The following is a 22,398-nucleotide window of genomic DNA, read 5'->3' on the forward strand; positions in this document are numbered from 1 at the left end:
TATCGGTTCTTTTCAAATCTCTCGATTCCATTACTCTTATTCTTTTGTTCTAACATCTCTGTTAAAACGGCTGTCAATTCAATATGTCTACGAACGTGTATTTCTTTTCTTTTCGCTTGTTTCTCAAAGCGGGTGCAAAAGTAGAAAACTTATTTCTAACTGGCAAATGTTTTTTGAAGTTTTTCTAAAGAAAATCTCTTTTCTTTTTCTTTCTAAAACCTTACCAATTTATCAATGAACTTTCCGTGTTTTGCGGGGTGCAAACTTAAAACTTTCTTTCTTTACCCACAAGCTTTTTTTAATCTTTTTTCGAAAATAAATTTTCGTTTTGATTGCTTTTGCCTGTCAGTATTTCAGTGAACGTTTATCGTTGTTGCGGGTGCAAAAGTAGGCAGTTTATTTACATTTACAAGCCTTTTTATTATATAATTTCAATGTTTTTCAAAACTTTTTCTTAATACTCTGATAACACCAAGTTTAGCTTTTTGTCTTTTTTAGACTTTCTAAGATTTTTCTTAAACGCATTGCTCTTTTCATAATAAGACTCGATTGAAAACTCCCGATTTTGCAGACTTCAAAGATTTTTATATTGTTTGATGATTACTTTGTAATGGGAAATTTAATGCGTTTGAAAGGTTTGCCACGAAGGCACTAAGGCACGAAGGTTCTCTTTATACTTATATAGACATACTCTTCTTATGAAAACTACTGCCCTAGCCCCGATAGTAGAGGAAATCCTTTTGTGCCGGTGTTCGGCACAAAAGATTGGAACAGATAGCGGGAAATAGCTCCTGATCCTTAAAACTAAATTCCAAATTTTTCAAATTCCAAATTCCAAATTCCAATCTTCAAAATCTAAATTCCAATCTTCAAAATCTAAAATCTAAAGGCTTCGACTTCGCTCAGACAGATATATTACTCTTATATATTAAGGTATAGAAAAACAAATCTCAAAGATTTTTAAAATTTGTCGGGTTATATAAAGGTTTGTGGCATCATTTGTATTTATCACTTCCTATCTATAAAATATATCTTTGGGTAAAAGATGTATCTTTGCAGTCCTACTTATATATATTATCTTTTATGCTGAAAGAAGAACGTTTTGCAAAGATTCTGGAAATACTCTCGAAAGATGGCAGGGTACAATTTGATACTATGGCAATGGCATTGGAAGTCTCTGAAGACACGATTCGCAGGGACATTGAAGCGCTACATAATAACGGACTGCTTTCGAAGGTTCGCGGGGGTGCTATACCGGTAACTAAAAATCCTTTGAGTTTTGTTGACAGAGCGTCTTATGTAACAGGTAAAAAAGAGGTTATTGCTTTGAAGGCGCAGCAGTTTATTGAGGATGGCCAGACTATCTTTATGGATGGTGGTACTACCAATTGTAGTATTGCGGCAAAACTACCTATTAAATCTAAACTTACTATTGTAACTAATAATACTGCGCTTATTCCTGTTTTAGAAAATCATAAAAATATAAAACTGATTCTTTTAGGGGGATTATACAATGCTCAGACTCAAACTACCGAAGGGGCAAAAGCTTGTGATGAAATTAGCACTTATGTGGCAGATAGTTATTTTCTGGGAACTTGCGGAATTGACAGTACTTTTGGCGTAACGGCTTCTTTTGCTGGTGATGCGGATGTTAAAACCGCTATGCACAAATTCTCAAAAAAGACTTTTGCTCTTGCTGTAGAAGAAAAGCTGAATACATCGGAGACTTTTAGAATTTGCCCTATGGAGGAAGTAGCTGTATTAATAACGGAACTTGCAAGCACGGACCTTAAATTAAACTCGTACAGAAAGAGCGGTCTTAAAATTATATAACTTACTTATTCTTTAAAAAAATTACTGCAGATCAAAAGATCTGCAGTAATGGGATCAGTAAACCAATTTCAACTTACTAACTAAAGAGAATTGTTGTTTTCTGACGCATTAAAACAAAGTCAATACATACTGTATGTCTATTTATTGAGTTTTGTTTTATCTTCTAAGCATTTAAGTATTTTCAAAGTTTTACGCTTTTAATGATTTTTTCTTCGAAGAGAAATTCATTAAGTACAATGGCCCTACCAGGAAAAGCAGAACTGCACATACTATCAATGCTTTTGAAAGGGATGACGCATGGGCAATAAATCCGATTCCTGCTGGTCCTAAAAGCTGACCTGAATATCCCATTGTGGTTATAACGGCAACAGCTGTTGCTGTTTTAATGTTTTTAAGTTTTCCTGCTTCATTAAAAAACACGGGAACAATATTAGCAGCGCCACATCCTAAAAGAAAAAATCCTAGTAAAGAAATTGAGACAAGGGGTGACAAAATACCTAATAAAAATCCTGCTGATGCTAAAAGCGCTCCTGCGAAAACTACTATTGAAGCATTATACTTTTCGACAATCCTGTCTCCAAACAAACGCATGCAAGCCATTGCAATTGAAAAAACAGCATAACCCGCTCCGGCCAGGCTTTCGTCTAGTGCTTTATCTTCATGAAGAAAAAGAGCGCTCCAATCGAGCATGGCTCCTTCTACCATAAAAACAATAAAACATAAGAATCCTAAAAATAAAACGCCTTTATTTAGCCATGACCAGTTCCATGCCTGAGATTCACTGTGCTTAACTGGAATATTTGCAAATTCTTCGGAAGCACTAAATAAATTACTGTATTGAAGACCGAGAGTTAAAACAACAAGAACTGAAATACAAATGGCGGCTGTGAGTGGTGGTAATCCCATTTTCATTAAAATTCCTAATCCCATCGAACCAAAAAGTCCGCCAACGCTAAAAAGACCGTGGAGCGATGACATAATGGGTTTGCCATATATATTTTGTAAATGAATACCAAAAGCATTCATTGCAACATCTATGGTTCCAATACCTGCCCCAAAAAGCAAAATGGAAAAACTCATCAGTAAAATTCCGTCAAAAAATGCTAAAAGAGGTAATACTAAGGCAATAACTATAGCTGATATGGCAATAATAGTTCTATTACCAAATTTTTGACTGAGATAACCGCTGATCGGCATCATAATAATAGCTCCTGTTCCTAAAAGCAGTAATAACATCCCTAGTGAAGCATCATCTAAATTTAATCGTGCTTTAGCAAAAGGAACCATAGGCGCCCAACTAGATAATGCCAGACCGCAAACAAAAAAAATGCTTCGTATTGCCCAAACTGCTTTATTAATTCGTAAACTCATATATTTAATCTTAATTTTTGTTTTGCAAATTTATGCAAATTTGCAAAATAAAGCAATATTATTTATAAAATAAAAATAAGCTGCCTCAGAGACAGCTTATCAATTTTATAGTAATTTAATTGTTTTACTGATATTTTTTTGATAACCACTTTCTAACCGGGATATCGTATAATTTTAGTGAAACATAGGAAACTACAATACAGAGAATAAAAACTACGGATGCAACTCCAAGCGAATCTTCGAGACTAACATTGTTTTTGGACACCCATGTATAATATACGTACAAAATTGGAAAGTGTGTGATATAGATTGGATATGATATATCGCCCAAAAAAGTACACAAACGTTTCGAAACATCACTTTTAATACTTCCGCTTGCGCCAATATAAACTACTAAGGGAAATAATAGTATAATAGTGAGGGAATCGTAAATTCCATTGTACCATAAATGATCAGATCCTCCAACACGTGGAAAGGACATAATTGACACAATAAGAACGCTGCTCCATAAGAACGCATTTTTAATGTTTCCTGATTTAAATAATCTACGAAGCAATATTCCGGCTAAAAAAGGAAAAGCTAATCTGGTAAATCCGATGCGTAATTGTTCCGGATCCAGGGACCAGCCTCCTATTATATCTCCGTGCGGACTCAAAACAGCGAGTTGTATTAATGCAAATGCTGCAATAAAGACTAAAATCCACAATACTGTATTTGATACTTTACGCAATATTAGGGCGTAGAAAATATTGGCTATATATTCAAAAAACAAAGACCATGCTGGGCCGTTTAAGGGGTACATTTCTGCCCATCCTCTTATGTCTAATGATCCGGGAACTGGTATTAAAAACCAGCCCAGCACCATTACTACAATAAGTTTCCAGAAAGGAGTTCCTTCTATTGCTGGAAACATAGTAGAAGCTGCATAATAAAAGCAGACTGCTCCTAAGGTCATACCTATTATTATCATAGGATGCAGACGTATGAGTCGTCTTTTGAAAAATCCGGTGAGAGACATGGTGTTCCATCTGTCATCGTAAGCGTGAGCAATTACAAAACCTGAGAGAAGAAAGAAAAAATCGACTGCCAGATAACCGTGATTAATGAGTTGTTTAGTATGATCCCCTCCCGAAAAAACCTCTAATATATGAAAGGCAACAACCAAAATTGCGGCTACGCCCCGAAGCCCGTCCAAAATTTCATAATGTTTTTTAGAATCCTTGAAAACCACTCCTTGCGAAGAAATAACATTCATTTGTATTTTATTTTTGATTTTAATGATTCTACTATTTTAGACTAAAATTAATTTTAGCTTTGATATCTGCTGATGAAGCTCCTATTAAAGCTTGAAAATCTCCAGGTTCTGCAATCCATTGGTGTTCTTTATCATTGAAGAAACTTAATGCTTCTTTATCGATCGTGAAAGTCACCGTTTTTTCTTCTCCCACTTTTAGGAACACCTTATCAAAACCTTTAAGTTCTTTTATTGGTCTTGGAAGCGACGATTTAACATCTGAAATATAAAGTTGAACAATCTCAGCTCCATCGCGCTTACCAGTATTTTTTATCGTTAGTGAAAAAGTAATTTTATCGTTTGGAGTGATCTTTGTTTTATCTGCTTTTAAATCGCTGTACTGAAATGAAGTATAACTAAGTCCGTAACCAAAAGGAAAAAGCGGTTTTATTTTTTCTTTCTCATGCCATCTGTAGCCAACAAAAATACTTTCCTTGTAGGTAACCTCATCTCCACCAGGAAAAGCTTTGTAAGCGTGTGCAGCATTATCTTTTAATGCAACAGGAAAAGTAAATGTCAATTTCCCCGATGGATTTACATCACCTAATAATACTGCTGCCAAAGCGCTTCCTGATTCAGAACCCAGAAACCATCCCTGAACAATAGCCGGAACTTCTTTCTCCCAAGGCATTGCTACGGCATTACCCGAAATATTTACATACACTAAATTTTTATTGACTTTTGCCAACTCACTTATAAGTTCGTTCTGTCCGTATGGAAGTTCTAATTCTTTGCGATCATTACCTTCGCTATCCTGAAAATCACTTTTGTTAAGTCCGCCAATAAAAAGTACTACGTCAGCATCTTTTGCAATTTTTAGCGCTTCATTTTTAAGTTCTTCGGCACTACGATTTTCGGTAAGATTTTGTCCGGAAACTACTCCGTTGTAATTTCCGCTGGCATCTCCTACATATCCTCTTGCGTAAATTATCTCGGCTTCAGCACCAATTCTTTCCTGAAGTCCCTGAAGAGGTGAAATCTCATATCTGGCCTTAAGCGAAGAACTTCCTCCTCCTACGGTCATCATTTTGATCGCATTCTCTCCAATAACTGCTATTTTTTTATATTTTTTAATATCCAGAGGTAATAAGGCTTCTTTATTTTTTAAAAGTACAATGCCTTCTTCTGCAATATTACGTGCTGCTACTGCATGTTCTGCTGTACCAAAAGATCCCCAAGGTCTGTTTCTATCCATATTGGTTCTAAAAATAAGACGTAATATGTTTCTGATTTTTTCATCCAGTTCCTTAGTCCCCACTTCTCCTGACTTTATCAAATCAAGGTAAGGTTTTGCCATATAATAATTATCGTATGCGTTGCTGGCTCCCCATGTAAGTCCATCTGTCCAGGTTCCAAATTCCATGTCAAGACCATTATAAATAGACTCTTTTGTATTGTGAACTCCGCCCCAATCTGCCACTACAGCTCCATCAAACGACCATTCTTTTCTCAGGATATCCTGCAACAGAAAACTATTATGACAACCCTGCAATCCTTTGTATTTATTATACGATCCCATAACCGCCCAAACATTTGCTTTTTGAACTGCAGCTTTAAAAGCAGGAAGATAAATTTCGTAAAGCGCCCGATCGTCTACAATTACATTTACTCCGTGACGATTGGTTTCCTGATTGTTTAGTGCAAAATGTTTCACACAAGCCGCTACTCCATTCGACTGTACTCCTTCTATATAAGGCACAACCATTTCGCCAGCAAGAAAAGGATCTTCGCCCATATACTCAAAATTTCTTCCGTTTAGTGGGCTGCGATAAATATTAATTCCAGGACCCAGAATTACATTTTTGTTTCTGTAACGCGCTTCTTCTCCAAGACTTTTTCCGTACAAAAGTGACATGTTTTTGTTCCAGGTAGCAGATAATGCAGTAAGTGCAGGAAAAGCAATACACGAATCATTTGTCCATTCTGCCTGTTGCCATTCATCCCATTTTACTTCAGGACGAATTCCGTGAGGACCATCAGTCATCCAGTTTTCAGGAATTCCTAAACGGGGTACTCCCGGTGAACTAAATTTAGACTGCGCATGCACCATCGCAATTTTTTCTTCTAATGTCATTTTCGAAAGTGCATCCTCGATACGTTGTTCTGTAGGTTTTGTATCATCAAGATATATCGGCAAAGTCTTTTGCGCCGAAATATTTAATACGGACAGCATTATAAAAGCCGTAAATAATTTATGTAACATATTTTTTTTATTTTAAATTAATCGAAGCGGTCTGTACATCGTTGCTGCTACTTCCAATCATGATTTGAAACTCACCTGGCTCACTTACAAAATCGAGTGTGCTGTTGTAGAATTTCAACATTTCCTGAGTGATAGTAAACTTTACTGTTTTGGATTCTCCTGCTTTTAAAAAGATTTTATCAAAACCTTTCAATTCTTTTACTGGTCTTGAAATGCTGGCTACCATATCTCTTACATAAAACTGTACTGTTTCTGCTCCGTCTTTCGATCCTGTATTTTTTACTTCTACAGAAGCTGTTATTGTTTCGTGAGCTGTCATTTCAGTTGTAGTTAGCGTTATAGGGCTGTATTGAAATGTGGTATAACTTAACCCAAAACCAAATGGATACAAGGGTGCATTTTTTTCATCCATATAATTGCTTCTAAATTTTTCAAAGCCTTTATCTGATGCTGGTCTTCCTGTGTTTAAGTGATTGTAATAAAGAGGAATTTGAGCCACGCTTCTCGGGAAAGTTGATACTAATTTTCCGCTTGGGTTTACATCACCAAAAACTACATCGCCAATTGCTTTTGCTGCTTCGCTTCCTCCAAACCAAACATTCAAAATAGCAGGCACATTTTCCTGTTCCCAAACCAGTGTCATAGGTCTTCCGGCAAATAACACCAGAATAACTGGTTTTCCTGTGGCTAAAAGTTTCTCTAAAACTCTTTTTTGTACTGCTGGAATTCCGATATCTGTACGGCTGCTTGATTCTCCGCTCATTTCAGAAGATTCGCCCATTGCTGCGATAATCACATCTGCTTTTGAAGCTGCATTAAGCGCTTCTTTAATCAGTTCTTCTTCTGATCTGTTGTCCCAAGGAATATCTCTGCCAAACATTGTGGCATCTTTTTGCATTTTTTCATTATCTAAAAGATTAGAACCTTTTGCATAAATAATATTGCCTTTGCTGCCTGCAGTTTCGCGCAATCCTTCGACCAAAGTAAGAGGTTTATCCAATTTGGCTGCTACGCTCCAGGTTCCGACCATGTTTGATTTTGTATCGCCCATTGGCCCAACTACAGCAATTGTTTTTGTTTTGGATAGTGGTAAAAGATTTCCTTGATTTTTTAGAAGTACAAAACTTTCAGCAGCTGTTTTTCGTGCTACAGTTCTGTTTTCATTGGTATAAATTTCCTTCTGTGCTCTTTTATCATCACAAAATTTATAAGGATCTTTAAACAATCCTAATCTGTATTTTGCTTCAAGGACACGTCTGCAGGCCTGGTCTACTTTTGCAATATCAACTTTACCTTCTTTAATAGAAGATGGCAATGTATTTAAAAATCCTTCTGAAACCATATCCATGTCTAATCCTGCATTCATTGCCAAAGCCGAAGCATCTTTTAAGCTGCCAAGCCCATGATTGACAACTTCACCTACTCCGCCATAATCAGCTACTGTAAATCCTTCAAAACCCCATTGTTTTCTCAAAACATCGGTAAGCAACCATTTATTAGCATGAGCAGGAACGGCATCTACCACGTTAAAAGAAGCCATTACACTTGCTACACCTTGCTCTACAGCAGCTTTATACGGATAAAAATATTCGTTGTACATGCGAATATGACTCATATCTGCCGTATTATAATCTCTTCCGGCTTCTCCTGCACCATATAATGCAAAATGTTTGACACAAGCCAGAATATTAAATTTTTCCGAAAATGTATTATCTTTTCCCTGATAACCCCTTACCATTGCCTTCGCAATTTGTCCGCCCAGATAAGGATCTTCTCCGCTTCCTTCAGAAACGCGTCCCCATCTTGGATCTCTGGCGATATCCACCATAGGACTAAAAGTCCAGCTGATACCATCGGCACTAGCCTCTTTAGCAGCAATTCTTGCTGATTCTTCAATCACTTTCATATCCCAGGTACACGCTATTCCCAGAGGTATCGGGAAAATAGTTTCATATCCATGAATAACATCCATACCAAAAAGTAACGGTATTTTTAGTCTGCTTTCTTCAACAGCAATTTTCTGGATTTCTTTGATTTTCTGAACGCCCTTGATATTGAACATTCCGCCCACAAGGCCTTTACGAATCTTTGCTGCAATGTTTGTATTGCTTCCCAATCCTGTTATAATGTCTCCTTCGCTGGGTAAATTGATTTGTCCTATTTTTTCTTCAAGCGTCATCCTGTTCATGAGACTGCTGACGAACGCATTCATTTTTTGATCTTTTTGCTGCTGGGCATTCATTTGTAATGATGCTGCCAGAAACAATACTGCTGCTAATTGTTTTTTCATATCGATTTATAATTTTATCTGCCTCAGGTTTATTTTTTTAATGAATAAATCCCGATGATGTAAAACTATAACGATATAGTACTCGCGCTGCAATGCAAAAATAAAATGTAGAACAACAAATTAACTAAAACACTAAAAATCAAATACTTAAACACAAAATAGCGTTTTAAAAAGTAGTTCGTAGTTGCAAAAAATGTAGCTTAAAAAAGCAATGAAACCTGCCGTAAATACTACATCATTCCCTATACAACTTTAGCTTTCTAATTTGATATCCTCATAAAAAACAGGGATTTCTGAGGATCATTATCTCTATTATAACGTATGAGATCTACTACCGGTTTTCTCGAGTTTTTTGGTGAACTCTTCTTTAGAATAAACCGTTTTATTGCGAATTTTAGTTCTGTAATTGTAAATCGTGCTCATAGAAAGCCTTAAAAATGAAGCAATTTTTTCGCTGTCTTTAATACCAAGTCTTTCAAGGGCAAAGATGCGTAGCTCTGTACTTAATATTTCTCCTTCTTTTAGCGTGATTTTTTCTCCTTCGGTAAGCAAAGCATTAAAATCTGAAGTAAATTCAGGATAAAGTTTAATGAAAACAGTATCAAATTTTCTGTATAAATCACCCAATTCCATCTCGATTGTATCATTTGATCTTAAAACATTGGTTAACTCAACAAACTGTTTGTTGACTGCTTTTTTATAAAGTTTCTTTCTGTAATCTTCCATTTTGCTTATATAAGAGGAACAGATATCAAAAAACTGAGCTATGTATTCTTCCTTTATATTATTAGATTCGTTAAGCTGGTCATTGAATAGTTTAAGCCGATCATTAACAGACTGAAATTCAGCATTTAATTCCTGAAGGTTTTGAGTTGATGCTGAGAGTTCTTTTTTAATTTTAAATAAACGCTTCATTTGGCGATAGATATAGAAAATCAAAATAATTAAAAAACCACTAAGTACGCTTACCGATAGAATATAAACCTGAAGTTGCTTTTTATTTTTATCTTCTTTTTTCTGGTAGGCTGCATTAATAATCGAATAAAACTCTGACATCATCAAGGTTCTAAATTTTACATTGCAGACTACAGCATCTTCTAAAGCTGACTTTGCATATTTATAAGCCAGATCAATATTATTGTTGTAATAATTGTATATGGCAAGATTTTGTATGGCTCCCTGATCTCTTGTTGCCGTTTCTATATCAGTAATTGCTGCCAGCGTATAATAATTTATTCCATCAGTATAATTTTTATCGTGCATACTAATGTTTCCTAAAAGATAGGCGCACATGGCATATTGAGATTTTTTAAGTTCCTGATTGTAGAACAAATCTTCCAGATTTGTCTTTGCCGCACTATACTCTTTATTATCAATAGAACGTAAAGCTAAATTTACTTTATACTCTGAAGATTGCGGATCTAAAACTGCCAGCAATGAATCTCTGTAGATTCCTATTTGTTCATTGTAATATTTATTTGGATTGTTTGTGGCGTAGTGCTCAAAAAACTCAATATAAAATTCCAAATAGGTCTTTTTTTGATTGTTTGAAAGTGTTTTTGTTTGAACTGATTTAAGTAATTTTTCGGATTCCAGAAAACGTCCGCTTGCTGAATATAGATTTGCTAATTGCAGCACAGCATCAGTTTTAAAACTACTATCTTTAATTGATTCTGAAAGTTTTACATTTCTGGTAATAAAATACAATGCCGAATCTATTTTATATTTTCTGTATTCTGTATATAATTTTTGATTTAATGAATACTGAACTTCAAGTGAGTTTTTTCCTTTAAGTGCCTTTCTAATTTTCGAAGTTCTTTTATCTTTTTGAGAAGAATAATATGCTTTGTGCTCGATAGCAAAGTCCAATTTAAGACGTAATGAATCTTTTACATTCGCAAAACAACTTACAGATAAAATAAATAAAACAGAAACTAGACTTTTCTTAAACAAAACAAAATGATTTTAGTTAGTAGTTATTTGCAAATATATGCAAATTTGCAAATTGCTAAAATCATTTTTTATTTGTGATGAGCTGTTTATAGCTTTTTATATTCTAAAAGTTTCTTAGCAGAATCTGAAGCTATCAGTAAACCTCCGGCCATCATAATGATATCTTTTATAACCAATCGGCCTGCGCCGGAAAGGTACGGAAAACCATGTTGAGGCGTTGGCATATCACCTCCTAAATTAGGAACCCAGACTTCTGGCGTTGTAATTAAAAAGGAAAGCGTAACCAATGCCATACCAGCGGTAAGCAAGCCACCAATTAATCCCAAACCTTTATTGAAAATACCTAATAAAGTTAGAAAACCAATAATTACAATTGCACTTCCTAAAGCATACGAAAAACTATAGGTTCCGTTTTGGGTATTCCAGTTGATATTCTTTTCAATTACTTCTCCTTCTTTGTTTTTATAATCCTTGTATTCTTCAGGATTATTGTAGAAGAAACTCATGAGAGGACTGTTGGCTACAAAAGGAACGATTCCGTCGGCTTCATATTGAAAAGCTTTAAGTCCGCCAATCCATACCATTACGATAAAAATGGCGATTCGCATAAAATTGAAAAATTGACCTTGTAAATTTGCTACGATTTTTAGTGTTTTCATCTGTTTAATTATTTACAGACAAAATTAAGGAGACACTATTGGCGCAACAATGGACAAATGTGGAGTTTATCTGGACAAATCTGCCACGATGGATATTCCAACATTTTCGCGAAAAGCGGTTGGCGAAATTCCGACATGTTTTTTAAAGTAACGGCTGAAATAATTCTCATCATCAAAATTTAATTCTGAGGCTATTTCTTTCATGCTTTTATAACTAAGATGAATGAGCTTTTTAGATTCCAGTATCACTCTTTCGTGAATTAATTCTGAAGGAGTTTTAAGAAAATGCTGTTTGCAAATCTTCGAAAAATTATTTGGCGAAATACCCATTTGCGAAGCATAAAAAGAAGGCTGTCTTTCGGTATGAAAATGATTCTCGAGTAATGTTTTAAATTGCATTAACGGATGGTGAGCATTCTTTTCATCGTAAACAATAACCTGTTGGGACTTGATTTTACTGCATAATGCCAAAATCAATTGCAGATAGGCTTTTACAACGGCATCAGCATAACTGGAAGTATCTTCAATCTCAACAATCAATTTTCCGAGTATATAATTTATTTCAGAATATTCTTCGGGGGTCAAATTAATAAAGGTTTGCTCGTATATATTATTAAATAAAAGCCCATTGCAGGCTACTTCTTTTTTGTGGTATTCGATACAATAAAAATCGCCATGAAATTGCAGTTTTCTGACTTTTAAAATTTCTTCAGTTTTGAATTGAATAATTTGATAAGGCGTTGAAAACAATGCGATTTTACCATCAAAAGAATATTCGGCTAAATCAACACTTACTTTTCCGTTTCCTTCCAAAAGAAAGATATTATACAAAGGAGAACCACCACTCTGATTGATCTCATCGGTATCACATTCCTGAACAGAGCAGCTCTGATTCTTTTGTTGTTCTTTCATTATCAAATTAATTTAAGCTCTGCTTATATAAAAAAAGCAATACTTCAAATATACTTAAAGTACTGCTTTTTTTTATAAAATCTATCTCTACAAAAAATAGAGATTATTTCTATAAATGCTTCAGAGAAGCAAAATATTTATAGCAATGAATCCTAAAAAGATCTAAAGCTCCATCGGAGCGAAATATCTATCTTTTGCAAATATATCGCCCCGCTGGGGCTCTGCACATTAGAGAATCAATTAGACTATATATATTTTGCTCCTCTGGAGCATTTATCTAAAAAGTATTTTTTACAATTAAGCCCTATAGATTAATCTAAAAATGCTTCAGAGAAGCAAAATATTTATAGCAATGAATCCTAAAAAGATTTAAAGCTCCATCGGAGCGAAATATCTATCTGTTGCAAATATATCGCCCCGCTGAGGCTCCGCACATTAGAGAATCAATTAGACTATATATATTTTGCTCCTCTGGAGCATTTATCTAAAAAAATGTTCATTATAAATTGAAATGAAAACCGTTTTCAGCTGTTTCAAATTTTATTTATCATTACTAATATAAAGATATCCTGTTTTCTCAATAGGTTGAGTGCCTTTGGTATATTTTAAAACATAAAAATACGTTCCGGCAGGAAGTCCTTCTCCCCTTTTTACAGTTCCTCGTCCGTCAGAATATCCTTTGAACATTACATCACTTTCATTGTAAGAGGCAGCATCAAATACTTTTACTCCCCAGCGATTGTATATCTCTACCCTATTCTCAGGATATTGATTGATTCCTTTAATATAAAAGCTGTCATTAAGTCCGTCGCCATTAGGAGATATAGCATTATAAATAATTAAATCTGAATCTGGAATGTCTGCTTTTTTCACCATCGCAATTGTAAAAAGTCCGTAACCGCCTACTTGGGTAGTAACTAATTTAGAATAATTTGCTCCTGTAACAAGATCAGTAGTTACGCCGCCTTCATTTACCCATTTTTTGGCTGTATCGTCCCACCGAACTATACCTAATTGCGTATCGGGTTTCTCTTCAAAAAAAGAAGCGGGCGTTGTGTTGGTATCGAGAGTAAGACTTAATACAATTTTTTCTGAACCCTGATCCTGGGTTAAATTCCAATATTCAACCTCATCAATAGTTATAATAGTATCGTCTTTACTGGTATACGGATGTTGATTTCCAGCATTCTGCAAAAAATACTGGGTTGTATAAGCATTATTTACATTTGCTCCTTTCTCATGATAAGAAGGCCTGAAATAAAACTGATCTCCAACAGGAAATTCAAAATCGAGATTCCCCTTATTTTCTACTTTTCCATCCACAAAACTCAAATTACTGGCATCGGTATGAAAAGCATTTAGGTCAAAAATCATTTTTCCGTTATAAGTATCGGCATCTACAATTCCTTTTTTAAATTCGGCATTTTTACCAATTTCAATAATCGTATTGAGCTGAAAAGGAACTAACCCTGATGTATTCTCAAAAACAATATTCTGAAAATGCGCAATTTCTGTACCCGAAATAAGCTGTTGCTGCGTACCTATAAAAAAAGTTTTTCCGTTACTTGCGTTACTGTACGTGACTAATCCGTCATTATTAAAATTGGCATAAGCAATAAAATTACCGTCTATCAATACATCGCCGCTTGACTTATTATCAAAACTAAACAAGGTCGAAAGCTGCGTATTGGGTGCAACGGATAAATCTCCTGTATTGACAGTCTGCCCTGCAATTTTACCCATAAATAATAAGGATAGAAAAATTGCTGTTCTATAAATCTTCATCATAATCTAGCATTTAGACGTTAGATAATACAGATCTCTTTCTAACAATAAAGAGATCTATATTCAATTTTTACTTAAGGAAGAACATAACCAGAGTTAATGTTATCCTGTACATATTTAATAGCCCATGCCATAGTATTCGCATACATAATACTATTATAAACCGTAACTCCAGAATCGTATGCTTTTGGTAACGGCTGTCCCGTACTGGCAAATTTTGCTGGCCATGTTGTGGTAGACGTATTAGATACTTGTCCGGCAGTCCAGCCAGAATCTCCTACATATATATACCCTAAAGTATTATGTTTAAACGAGAATATTCTGGTTGCGTTTCCGTTTTGAGTTGCAAGACTTGTTACGTTTGCCGGAAGACCGGTAACGTAATACGAATTGTTTACATCGCTACCTAGATTAAATCCGGTAATGGTTCCGAAAGGCCCTTGAAGAATAGGATCTGAAACACTTAAAACAGGATTTACATAGGTTGTTCCTGTTCCCGAAACTACCGCCGTTGTTGAGCCGCAAATGGTATTAATTAAATTGGCTGTTCCCGCCGCATCATTTTCCTGTGAATGAATTACTACTCCTTTTTTATTCTGAACAAAATCATTTAAGATGGCAATAGAAGCCGCGTTTGGCAGATAATTGTATCCAATTACTATGATATCAACATTATTGGTATTGATTAAGTTTTTCAATGTAGTGCCCTGATTTGTTCCTCCATTTATAATGGTAATACCTTGTACCTGAAATGTTCCCGTAGCACTAAAATTTGCCGTTGATGCCAATATCGCTCTAGAAGCATCTCCTGTTCCGGCAGTTCCTGGCTGATACATTCCATCTCCCATTCCCAGTACTTTCATCGTACGGAAAACAAACGTTATGCTTTTATTACACGCTGTACCTCCATTGGTACTATTAGCGGTTATGGCATAAGAAAAAGTTCCTCCCGAAGTTGGAGTTCCTGTTGCGGTCATGATTACATTTTGAGCTCCGATAGCACTAAACGTTCCTGCTGCCGAAAAGCTGATTCCGTTTACGCTATTGGTTGTAATACTGTAAGCTCCTACATAAGTTACATTTACAGGAACTGTCATCGTATTTGCGGCTGCCATTGCGATACCTGGTGCATAATTACCAGCCGTTGTAATTCCGGCGCAATTTGTAGTATAGGTTACAGGCTGTGGTGCTATTGTAACATTTAATGTACATGTTGCGGCTGCACCCGGAGTTCCGGAAACTGTTAAGGCAGCTGTTCCCGAAACCGTTGGTGTTCCGGAACCTATTAAGGTTACATTTTGTGCTCCTAAAGTAGATAAAGTAATCAGCCCGGATGTAAAAGTAATTCCGTTTGCGGTTGTGGTGGTGATTGTTGTTTTTCCGGTTGCTGTTACATTTATGGGTAATGTAATGGTATTGAGCGCCGTCAAAGGAACATCCTGCAAGTAAACTCCGTTTTGTGTTGCCGTACCACAATTAATCGTATAAGCTACTGCTTGTACCGTAATTGGAATACCAGTACAGGAAGCTGTTCCCTGTGTAGTGGCATTAGAAACCAAATTAAAATTATTGATGCCTGATGCTTCCGGTGTTCCTGTTCCTAAAAGTTCGACGGTTTGATTTGGAGTTAAACTTGTAAATGTTCCCGTGCCGCTAAAAGAATATCCGTTTACGGTATTGGTATTCATACTCCAAAATCCTAAAACAGTTGGGCTTACACTAACTGTAATTTTATTTGTAGATGTTAGAGGAATTCCAATATAATAACTGCCTAGCGGATTTATAACACCACAATTTACAATAAAATCAACATCGGCAGGAGTTATAGGAATATGCGGAATACAAGTGCTTGCTTTTCCGTTTAAATTAATAGTTACGGGATCTCCCGGGTCTGGATTTACTGTACCATTTTTTGGTGTTCCTGTCGCTGGCAAATTCAAAGTATAAGTCCCCGCAGTTGGAAAAGTACCGCTTGTTCCAAAATAATATCCATTGGTTGTAGTGGCTGAAACGGTATACACTCCCGGTTGTGTAACAGTAACCGGAACTGTGAGATAATTGGAGGCAATTAAAACTTGTCCGCTTTTATAGGTTCCAAAAGCTTGTACTTCGCTACATTGTGCTGTAGCAATTTCAAATACCGCAGGCGGTAATGTACCGCAGATACTCAGCCATATATTTTGAATCTGGCTCCAATAATCAAAACATCCTGTTGTGGTATTATAAATTAATAAACCGTCTGTAAGATTAGCAGGTGGGATTGCGTCGCGTTGTGCGGTGGTTAATCGCGAAGTCAGCATTCCTTTATTGTTACTTTCTAATTCAAAAATCGCTCCCGGCTTTGCTTTTTCAGGGCCGGTACTGACTGTTCCGTCTTTTATTTTAGTATTATTTACCTGAGCCGTAAGAGAATAAAGACTGAACAAAATAAAGAATACTGCAAAGATATTTTTTTGGATTTTATATAGTGTTACTTTCATAATCGTAGTATTTAAGTCTGTAATAATATTAGTTGTCACTCTTGGTTTTAGAATTTTCTAAAACTTGATAAATGGCATTAATTATTCTTTTCTGCTATTAGTTTTTCCAGTTTTTCAAGACGTAAATTCATTGCTTTTGAGGCTTCTTTCAACTCTTTTATTTCTTTGTCTTTTGCTTCAATCTCTTTGTTTTGCTCTATAATGTGCAAATAGATTTCTTCTGTTTTTTCTAATAACTGAATCGATAATTCAGACATATTAAATGCGTACCCTTCTTTTGTTTTTTCGAGTCTGTTAATAGGCGTTATTCCCGGAAGGTGATTGTATTTTTTGATGTAATCTTCAATTTCGGGCAGACGTTTAAATTTATAATCGGACTTGATTTCAGATTTTCCATTAAAATAATCCTCAAATACATAATCGGCATAATAAGTATTGACTGTAGATATAGCACCGTTGACTCTTAGTTTTTCGTTTGGTGCTCCGGATGCAGTTGTATACCCTATTCCTACCCATCCGTTGGTATAAATATCCTCGGTATTTAGTGTAGCTCCCATGTGGGTTGTTGTACTAAACCAAGGTTCTTTTACAGCTGCTCCTAAATCCAGTTGTGTTACTACTTTGTTTTCGTTTATATAATCTAAAGTTCCTGTTGTAGCATTTACTTCTAAAGTGGTTAATGTTTCCGACTCTCCAATTAAATCAACCATTTTAAACTCAGAAGCATTTCCTTTTTCATCACTATAAATCAAAGAATGATTGGCTCCGTCGTATACTAATGATGTCAGTGTTTCTACTCCTTTTACCAAAACCGATAAATCGATAGGATTAGGTGTGCTTGCTTCATCAGTATAAGTCAGTGTATGTACATCAAACAATTGCCCAAATGGGTCGGTAACCTGTGTTACCACATCTTTTAAAGAAGTAACCGTTTCCTTAACCTCAACCGGAGTACCTGCGGCTTCATTGACATAATTTGCAATGGTGTTTCCTGTCGTTACAACGGGAGTTATTGTCGTTACGGTTTCAGCGGCTTTAATTGCCGGAGTCAAGTTTAAAGCAGTACTCGCTACGCCATTTACAGATGTATTTAAATTGGCTCCCGTAAGTGATGTTGTATTACTGTTTATAATATTTACTCCAGTTCCCGTCACTCCATTTACCGTTGTAGTTAAACTATTTATTAATGAACTATTTGATACTGTTGTGGCAGGAATTAGAGAACTAGGTGTTACTGTTCTAAAAACGCCGGAAGCATCTGCAACCACAATATTATCAGTTCCTGACACACTTGGCTGTAGACCTTCGGCACGAATAGGATCAGCACCTGTTACGGGTTTAATGTGTAAGGTATTTTCTGGCGCATCGGTACCAATACCCACATTTACGGCATCTGCACCTGTACCTCCTAAAACCAAACTATTGCTAGTAGCTACTTTTGCATTATATCCAATAGCGGTTGCATTGCTTACATTTAATCCTAAAGTACTTAAATTAGCACTAGCGCCAAGAAAGGTGTTATTTGAGGCTTCTGTATTATTACCTCCGGCACCATAACCAAATGCTGTATTTCTACCTCCAAGCGTATTTCCTGAAAGTGATGCATAACCTGCAGAGGTATTAAAATTTCCGGTCGTATTATTAGTTAGAGCTAAATGGCCAGTAGCTGTATTTTCTCCTCCAGTAGTGTTATTGTATAATGTATTCTCACCAATTGCCGAATTATAAAATCCGGATGTATTGCTGAAAAGTGAATATCTTCCAATTGAAGTATTTCCCGCTCCTGTAGAAGCAATATTTAAAGCAAACACACCAAAAGATGTATTGTTTCGATTTAGCAAACCTGCAGGATCATTATCTCTTTTAAAAACTAAATCTTTATCGTCTGTTGTACCAATAAAATTAATAGTATCATCAGTGTTGCTATTCCCAAATATATGCCAGTCATTTTGGTTTAACTCATCAGGCTTAATTGTTCTGATAACCCCGCCGCCCGGATCTGTAACCAAAATTTCATCCATTGGCATTCCGTGCATTAAACCTGTAATAGCTAAAGTATTGGCAAAGTCTGTGACTATTGTGGTTGGAGCAATAAGAGTTCCTCCCAATTGCACGTTGCCATTTGCGGCGGTTAATCCGTTATCAGCAGCTATTAATACAGGAACAGCCGGAGTTGAAGCAACGCCGTTTACAGTTGAAACAAGATTTCCATTTACTGCAGTTAAAGTATTTGTGGTTGCAGCGGTTAATATGGTTGGAGTTAATAAAGCACCTCCATCAGTTCCAATAGTGATGATGTTTCCCGGATTAGTACTGATAACATTGGCATCAGAAGTAAAACCATCTTCATTAAGAAACGATATAATTCCGGATCCCGGATCCTGACTTTGTTTTGTAACACTCTGTTGAATTTCTACCGGAACACCACCAGCTTCATTGGTATAAGTTGCAATAACACTGCCTAAATTTACAATTGGAGTAATTGTCGTAATAGTTTCACCCGCCTTAATTGCCGGAGCTAAATCTAGTGCTGTACTCGCCACTCCGTTTACGGTTGTTGTTAAAGTAGAGCCTGTTAATGAAGTTGCATTGCTATTAATAATAGGAGCTCCTGAACTTGTTACGCCATTTACTGTAACGGTCGCTGTATTTATTGCCGATGCATTCGAAACACCACTAACGGCATTCGATGTTGAAGCAACTCCATTAACAGTAGAAGTCAATGTATTTCCTGCCAAACCTAAAGTATTGGTGGTTGCTGCCGTAATAGCCGGAGCCAAATCAAGTGCTGTACTTGCCACTCCGTTTACTGTTGTGGTTAAATTTGTTCCTGTTAAAGAAGTCGCGTTACTATTAATAACTGGCACCGCGGTTCCTGTTACTCCATTTACTGTTGTGCTTAAATTATTTACAGCACTGGTATTAGAAACGCTTGTTGCTGCTGCTAATGTTGTTGGAGTTAATAAAGCACCGCCGTCTGGACCAACGGTAATGATATTGGCAGGATCAGTGCTGATAACATTTGCATCGCTTGAGATACCATCTTCATTAAAAAATGATATAATCCCCGTTCCCGGATCCTGACTTTGTTTTGTAACACTTTGTTGAATTTCAACGGGGGTTCCGCCCGCTTCGTTGGTATAAGTTGCAATGATACTGCCTGAATTAACAATTGGATTTATTGTCGTGATTGTTTCATTTGCTTTGATTGTTGCTGCATTCAAAAATCCACCTCCATCTGTTCCTGCCGTAATAACATTTCCGGGGTTAGCACTTATTACCTGAGAAGTTGTTGGTGTCGCGGCTTCATTGTTATACGTTATGGTTCCCGTTGCTAAATCCTGTGCTAATGTTGTTACAGTTTCATTGGCTTTAATAGCCGGAGCTAAATCTAAAGCTGTACTTGCTATACCATTTACAGCTGTGATTAAACTTGCTCCTGTTAATGAAGTTTCATTACTATTGATAATTGGCGCGCCTGTACTCGTGATACCATTTACGGTTACTGTCGAAGTATTCACTGCCGAGGCATTCGAAACTCCACTTACTGCAGCTGATGTTGAAGCTACTCCATTTACGGTAGAGGTTAAAGTATTGCCTGTTAAACCTAAAGTATTCGTAGTACCCGCTGCAATTGCCGGAGTCAAATCTAAAGCTGTACTGGCTACTCCGTTTACTGTTGTTGTTAAACTTGCACCTGTTAATGAAGTTTCATTAGTATTAATAATCGGCGCGCCTGTACTCGTGATACCGTTTACGGTTACTGTCGAAGTATTCACTGCCGAAGCATTCGCAACACCGCTTACCGCATCAGATGATGCTGGTACTCCATTTACGGTAGAGGTTAACGTATTTCCCGATAAGGTTAAAGTATTATCTGTATCTATTGTAATAATCTGAGTTAGATCTAATGGTGTACTCGCCACTCCGTTAACGGTAGTGGTTAATTTTCCTGCGGTTAATGATGTTTCGTTACTGTTAACAATAGGCACAGCAGTTCCTGTTACACCATTTACTGTAGTGCTCAAATTATTTACTGCAGATGTATTCGAAACTGTTGTTGCGTTTGCAATTGCAGTTGGAGTCAGTAAACTTCCGCCATCTGAACCAACGGTTAAAATATTTCCCGCGTCTGTACTTGTAACTTGTGCTGTTGTGGCAGTTCCGGCTTCGTTGGTATAGGTAATTACTCCCGTTGTTGGATTTTGAATTTGAGTGGTTACCGTTTCTGCATCTCCAACAAGGTCGACCAAATTAATTACGGTTGGAATTCCGCTTTCTCCATTATAGGTTAACGTTTTTGCAACCGGATCATAAACCAATGTCGTTTTGGTTTCGATATTGCTTACTAATTCCAGTAAATTAATGGTATTAAGATTTTCATCTTCGTCTTTATAAGTTAAAGTATTCGCTGCTTTATCATATACCAAAGTTGTAAGCGTTTCGGTGGTTTTAATAATATTGGTCAGTTCCGTAATAAAAGCAGGATTGTTTAAAATTACTGCGGAGTTGTTCACCACATCTCCCACTACATCAATTTTGGTTGTTGTAGCATTTTCACTTGTGTATGTATATTGGCCATTATTCGCCGGATCTTTATCTAGTGTTGTAATGGTTTCATTCGCTTTTACAATCGTGCTGATATCTACGATTTGGGTATTTCCAGAATTATCTACATACGTAAACTGATTGGTAGTAGTATCAAAAGAGACATTGCCCTCTGTTTTATTTACAATATCCTGAATAATAGTAGTGACCGCCGGATTGTTTACAATGGTGCTAAAATTAGTTGTTACATCTCCAACAACATCAATATTTAAAGCTGTTCCGGCTTCATTAGTATACGTATAAGAACCTCCACCATTATTGATAAGTGATGTTACCGTTTCATTGGCTTTTACAATGGCGCCTATATCTATATTTTGTGTATTTCCCGAAGCATCTATATAAGTAAATTGCTGATTATTTGGATTATAAATAACCGTTCCTGGATTTGCTGCTATTTCTGTTGAAATAACAATTCGATTCCATTTGCTATTATACCAATAGTAATATCCTGGTTTAATATCTGAAATTGTTGCCGTATTAAATACCAATAAGCTGTTGACATTACCATTTGTAATGGTCGTAGCATCTGTCGAACCTGTTAAACTAATTTTAGGAATTAATACACCTTTATCAGCGGCAACCACTTCTAACTGAGAAGAAGCATTAGGCATTGGTGTTCCAATACCAACCTGAGAATAAGCTGCATAACTACCTAAAAATAAAAATAAGGAGAGTAATTTATTCTTCATAAGTTTAATTATTAGGGTTATCAAACAATTTATTATAACAGAAATAAAAAATCCCGGGGCAGGATATCTGAGGCAGATAAGAAATGCTTTTAAAGCAATATCAAAAAACAGAAGTAAAAGGCTTAGATACTTAAGTAGGATAGTAAAAACTCAATAAATACGGGCGCATAACTACATGTCGTAAACAAACATGTATAAAATAGTGATGGCTAAAAGGAGGTTAACAGGTCTAAAAAAAACCTTAATTTAAATGGCTTGAATAAAGATATTTAGAACAGATCAGGAACTAAATAATTTGTAAAAACAATATTCTTTATTTAA

General features: G+C 36.1%; 11 protein-coding genes. 1 reads left to right on the plus strand and 10 read right to left on the minus strand.

Annotated elements, in window-relative coordinates; genetic code table 11:
- Positions 1-1,083: 1,083 nt before the first annotated feature.
- Positions 1,084-1,833, plus strand: a complete 750-nt coding sequence (locus tag FLACOL7796_RS02885) for a DeoR/GlpR family DNA-binding transcription regulator (RefSeq protein WP_173969330.1) — start codon at positions 1,084-1,086, stop codon at positions 1,831-1,833.
- A gap of 189 nt (positions 1,834-2,022) precedes the next feature.
- Here the strand turns inward: FLACOL7796_RS02885 and FLACOL7796_RS02890 are convergent, their stop codons facing one another.
- The 10 genes from FLACOL7796_RS02890 to FLACOL7796_RS02935 all read right to left on the minus strand — a co-directional run bounded on the left by FLACOL7796_RS02890 (position 2,023) and on the right by FLACOL7796_RS02935 (position 22,077).
- On the minus strand, positions 2,023-3,204 hold the full coding sequence (locus tag FLACOL7796_RS02890; RefSeq protein WP_173969331.1) for an MFS transporter: 1,182 nt from the start codon (positions 3,202-3,204) through the stop codon (positions 2,023-2,025).
- Positions 3,205-3,328: 124 nt separating this feature from the next.
- The gene (locus FLACOL7796_RS02895) at positions 3,329-4,459 is read right to left on the minus strand and encodes an acyltransferase family protein (RefSeq protein WP_173969332.1); all 1,131 of its coding nucleotides are present in this window, start codon (positions 4,457-4,459) and stop codon (positions 3,329-3,331) included.
- Positions 4,460-4,490: 31 nt separating this feature from the next.
- A complete protein-coding gene (locus FLACOL7796_RS02900; protein WP_173969333.1) occupies positions 4,491-6,701 on the minus strand; it encodes a glycoside hydrolase family 3 C-terminal domain-containing protein in 2,211 nt (736 codons plus the stop codon).
- 7 nt (positions 6,702-6,708) lie between these two features.
- Positions 6,709-8,991, minus strand: a complete 2,283-nt coding sequence (bglX, locus tag FLACOL7796_RS02905; RefSeq protein ID WP_173969334.1) for a beta-glucosidase BglX — start codon at positions 8,989-8,991, stop codon at positions 6,709-6,711.
- 312 nt (positions 8,992-9,303) lie between these two features.
- Positions 9,304-10,944 carry a DUF6377 domain-containing protein gene (locus FLACOL7796_RS02910; RefSeq protein ID WP_173969335.1) on the minus strand — a complete coding sequence of 547 codons (1,641 nt, stop codon included), beginning with the start codon at positions 10,942-10,944 and terminating at the stop codon, positions 9,304-9,306.
- Positions 10,945-11,030: 86 nt separating this feature from the next.
- Positions 11,031-11,603, minus strand: a complete 573-nt coding sequence (rclC, locus tag FLACOL7796_RS02915) for a reactive chlorine resistance membrane protein RclC (protein ID WP_173969336.1) — start codon at positions 11,601-11,603, stop codon at positions 11,031-11,033.
- Between the two features lie 66 nt (positions 11,604-11,669).
- On the minus strand, positions 11,670-12,515 hold the full coding sequence (locus FLACOL7796_RS02920) for a helix-turn-helix domain-containing protein (protein WP_173969337.1): 846 nt from the start codon (positions 12,513-12,515) through the stop codon (positions 11,670-11,672).
- 540 nt (positions 12,516-13,055) lie between these two features.
- Positions 13,056-14,303, minus strand: a complete 1,248-nt coding sequence (locus FLACOL7796_RS02925; RefSeq protein ID WP_173969338.1) for a gliding motility-associated C-terminal domain-containing protein — start codon at positions 14,301-14,303, stop codon at positions 13,056-13,058.
- 71 nt (positions 14,304-14,374) lie between these two features.
- Positions 14,375-16,780: a hypothetical protein gene (locus FLACOL7796_RS02930; protein WP_173969339.1), complete on the minus strand. Its 2,406-nt coding sequence runs from the start codon at positions 16,778-16,780 to the stop codon at positions 14,375-14,377.
- Between the two features lie 77 nt (positions 16,781-16,857).
- Positions 16,858-22,077, minus strand: coding sequence for a beta strand repeat-containing protein (locus tag FLACOL7796_RS02935; protein ID WP_173969340.1), 5,220 nt, complete (start codon positions 22,075-22,077; stop codon positions 16,858-16,860).
- Positions 22,078-22,398: the final 321 nt, after the last annotated feature.

This window comes from Flavobacterium bizetiae (genome assembly GCF_902804475.1).
GTDB lineage: Bacteria > Bacteroidota > Bacteroidia > Flavobacteriales > Flavobacteriaceae > Flavobacterium > Flavobacterium bizetiae.

Excerpts from the sequence above, each read along its gene's own strand:
- FLACOL7796_RS02930 (WP_173969339.1), bottom strand. The coding sequence starts at position 16,780 with ATGAAAGTAACACTATATAAAATCCAAAAAAATATCTTTGCAGTATTC.
- FLACOL7796_RS02885 (WP_173969330.1), top strand. The coding sequence starts at position 1,084 with ATGCTGAAAGAAGAACGTTTTGCAAAGATTCTGGAAATACTCTCGAAA.
- FLACOL7796_RS02890 (WP_173969331.1), bottom strand. The coding sequence starts at position 3,204 with ATGAGTTTACGAATTAATAAAGCAGTTTGGGCAATACGAAGCATTTTT.
- bglX (WP_173969334.1), bottom strand. The coding sequence starts at position 8,991 with ATGAAAAAACAATTAGCAGCAGTATTGTTTCTGGCAGCATCATTACAA.
- FLACOL7796_RS02935 (WP_173969340.1), bottom strand. The coding sequence starts at position 22,077 with ATGAAGAATAAATTACTCTCCTTATTTTTATTTTTAGGTAGTTATGCA.
- FLACOL7796_RS02925 (WP_173969338.1), bottom strand. The coding sequence starts at position 14,303 with ATGATGAAGATTTATAGAACAGCAATTTTTCTATCCTTATTATTTATG.
- FLACOL7796_RS02900 (WP_173969333.1), bottom strand. The coding sequence starts at position 6,701 with ATGTTACATAAATTATTTACGGCTTTTATAATGCTGTCCGTATTAAAT.
- rclC (WP_173969336.1), bottom strand. The coding sequence starts at position 11,603 with ATGAAAACACTAAAAATCGTAGCAAATTTACAAGGTCAATTTTTCAAT.
- FLACOL7796_RS02920 (WP_173969337.1), bottom strand. The coding sequence starts at position 12,515 with ATGAAAGAACAACAAAAGAATCAGAGCTGCTCTGTTCAGGAATGTGAT.
- FLACOL7796_RS02895 (WP_173969332.1), bottom strand. The coding sequence starts at position 4,459 with ATGAATGTTATTTCTTCGCAAGGAGTGGTTTTCAAGGATTCTAAAAAA.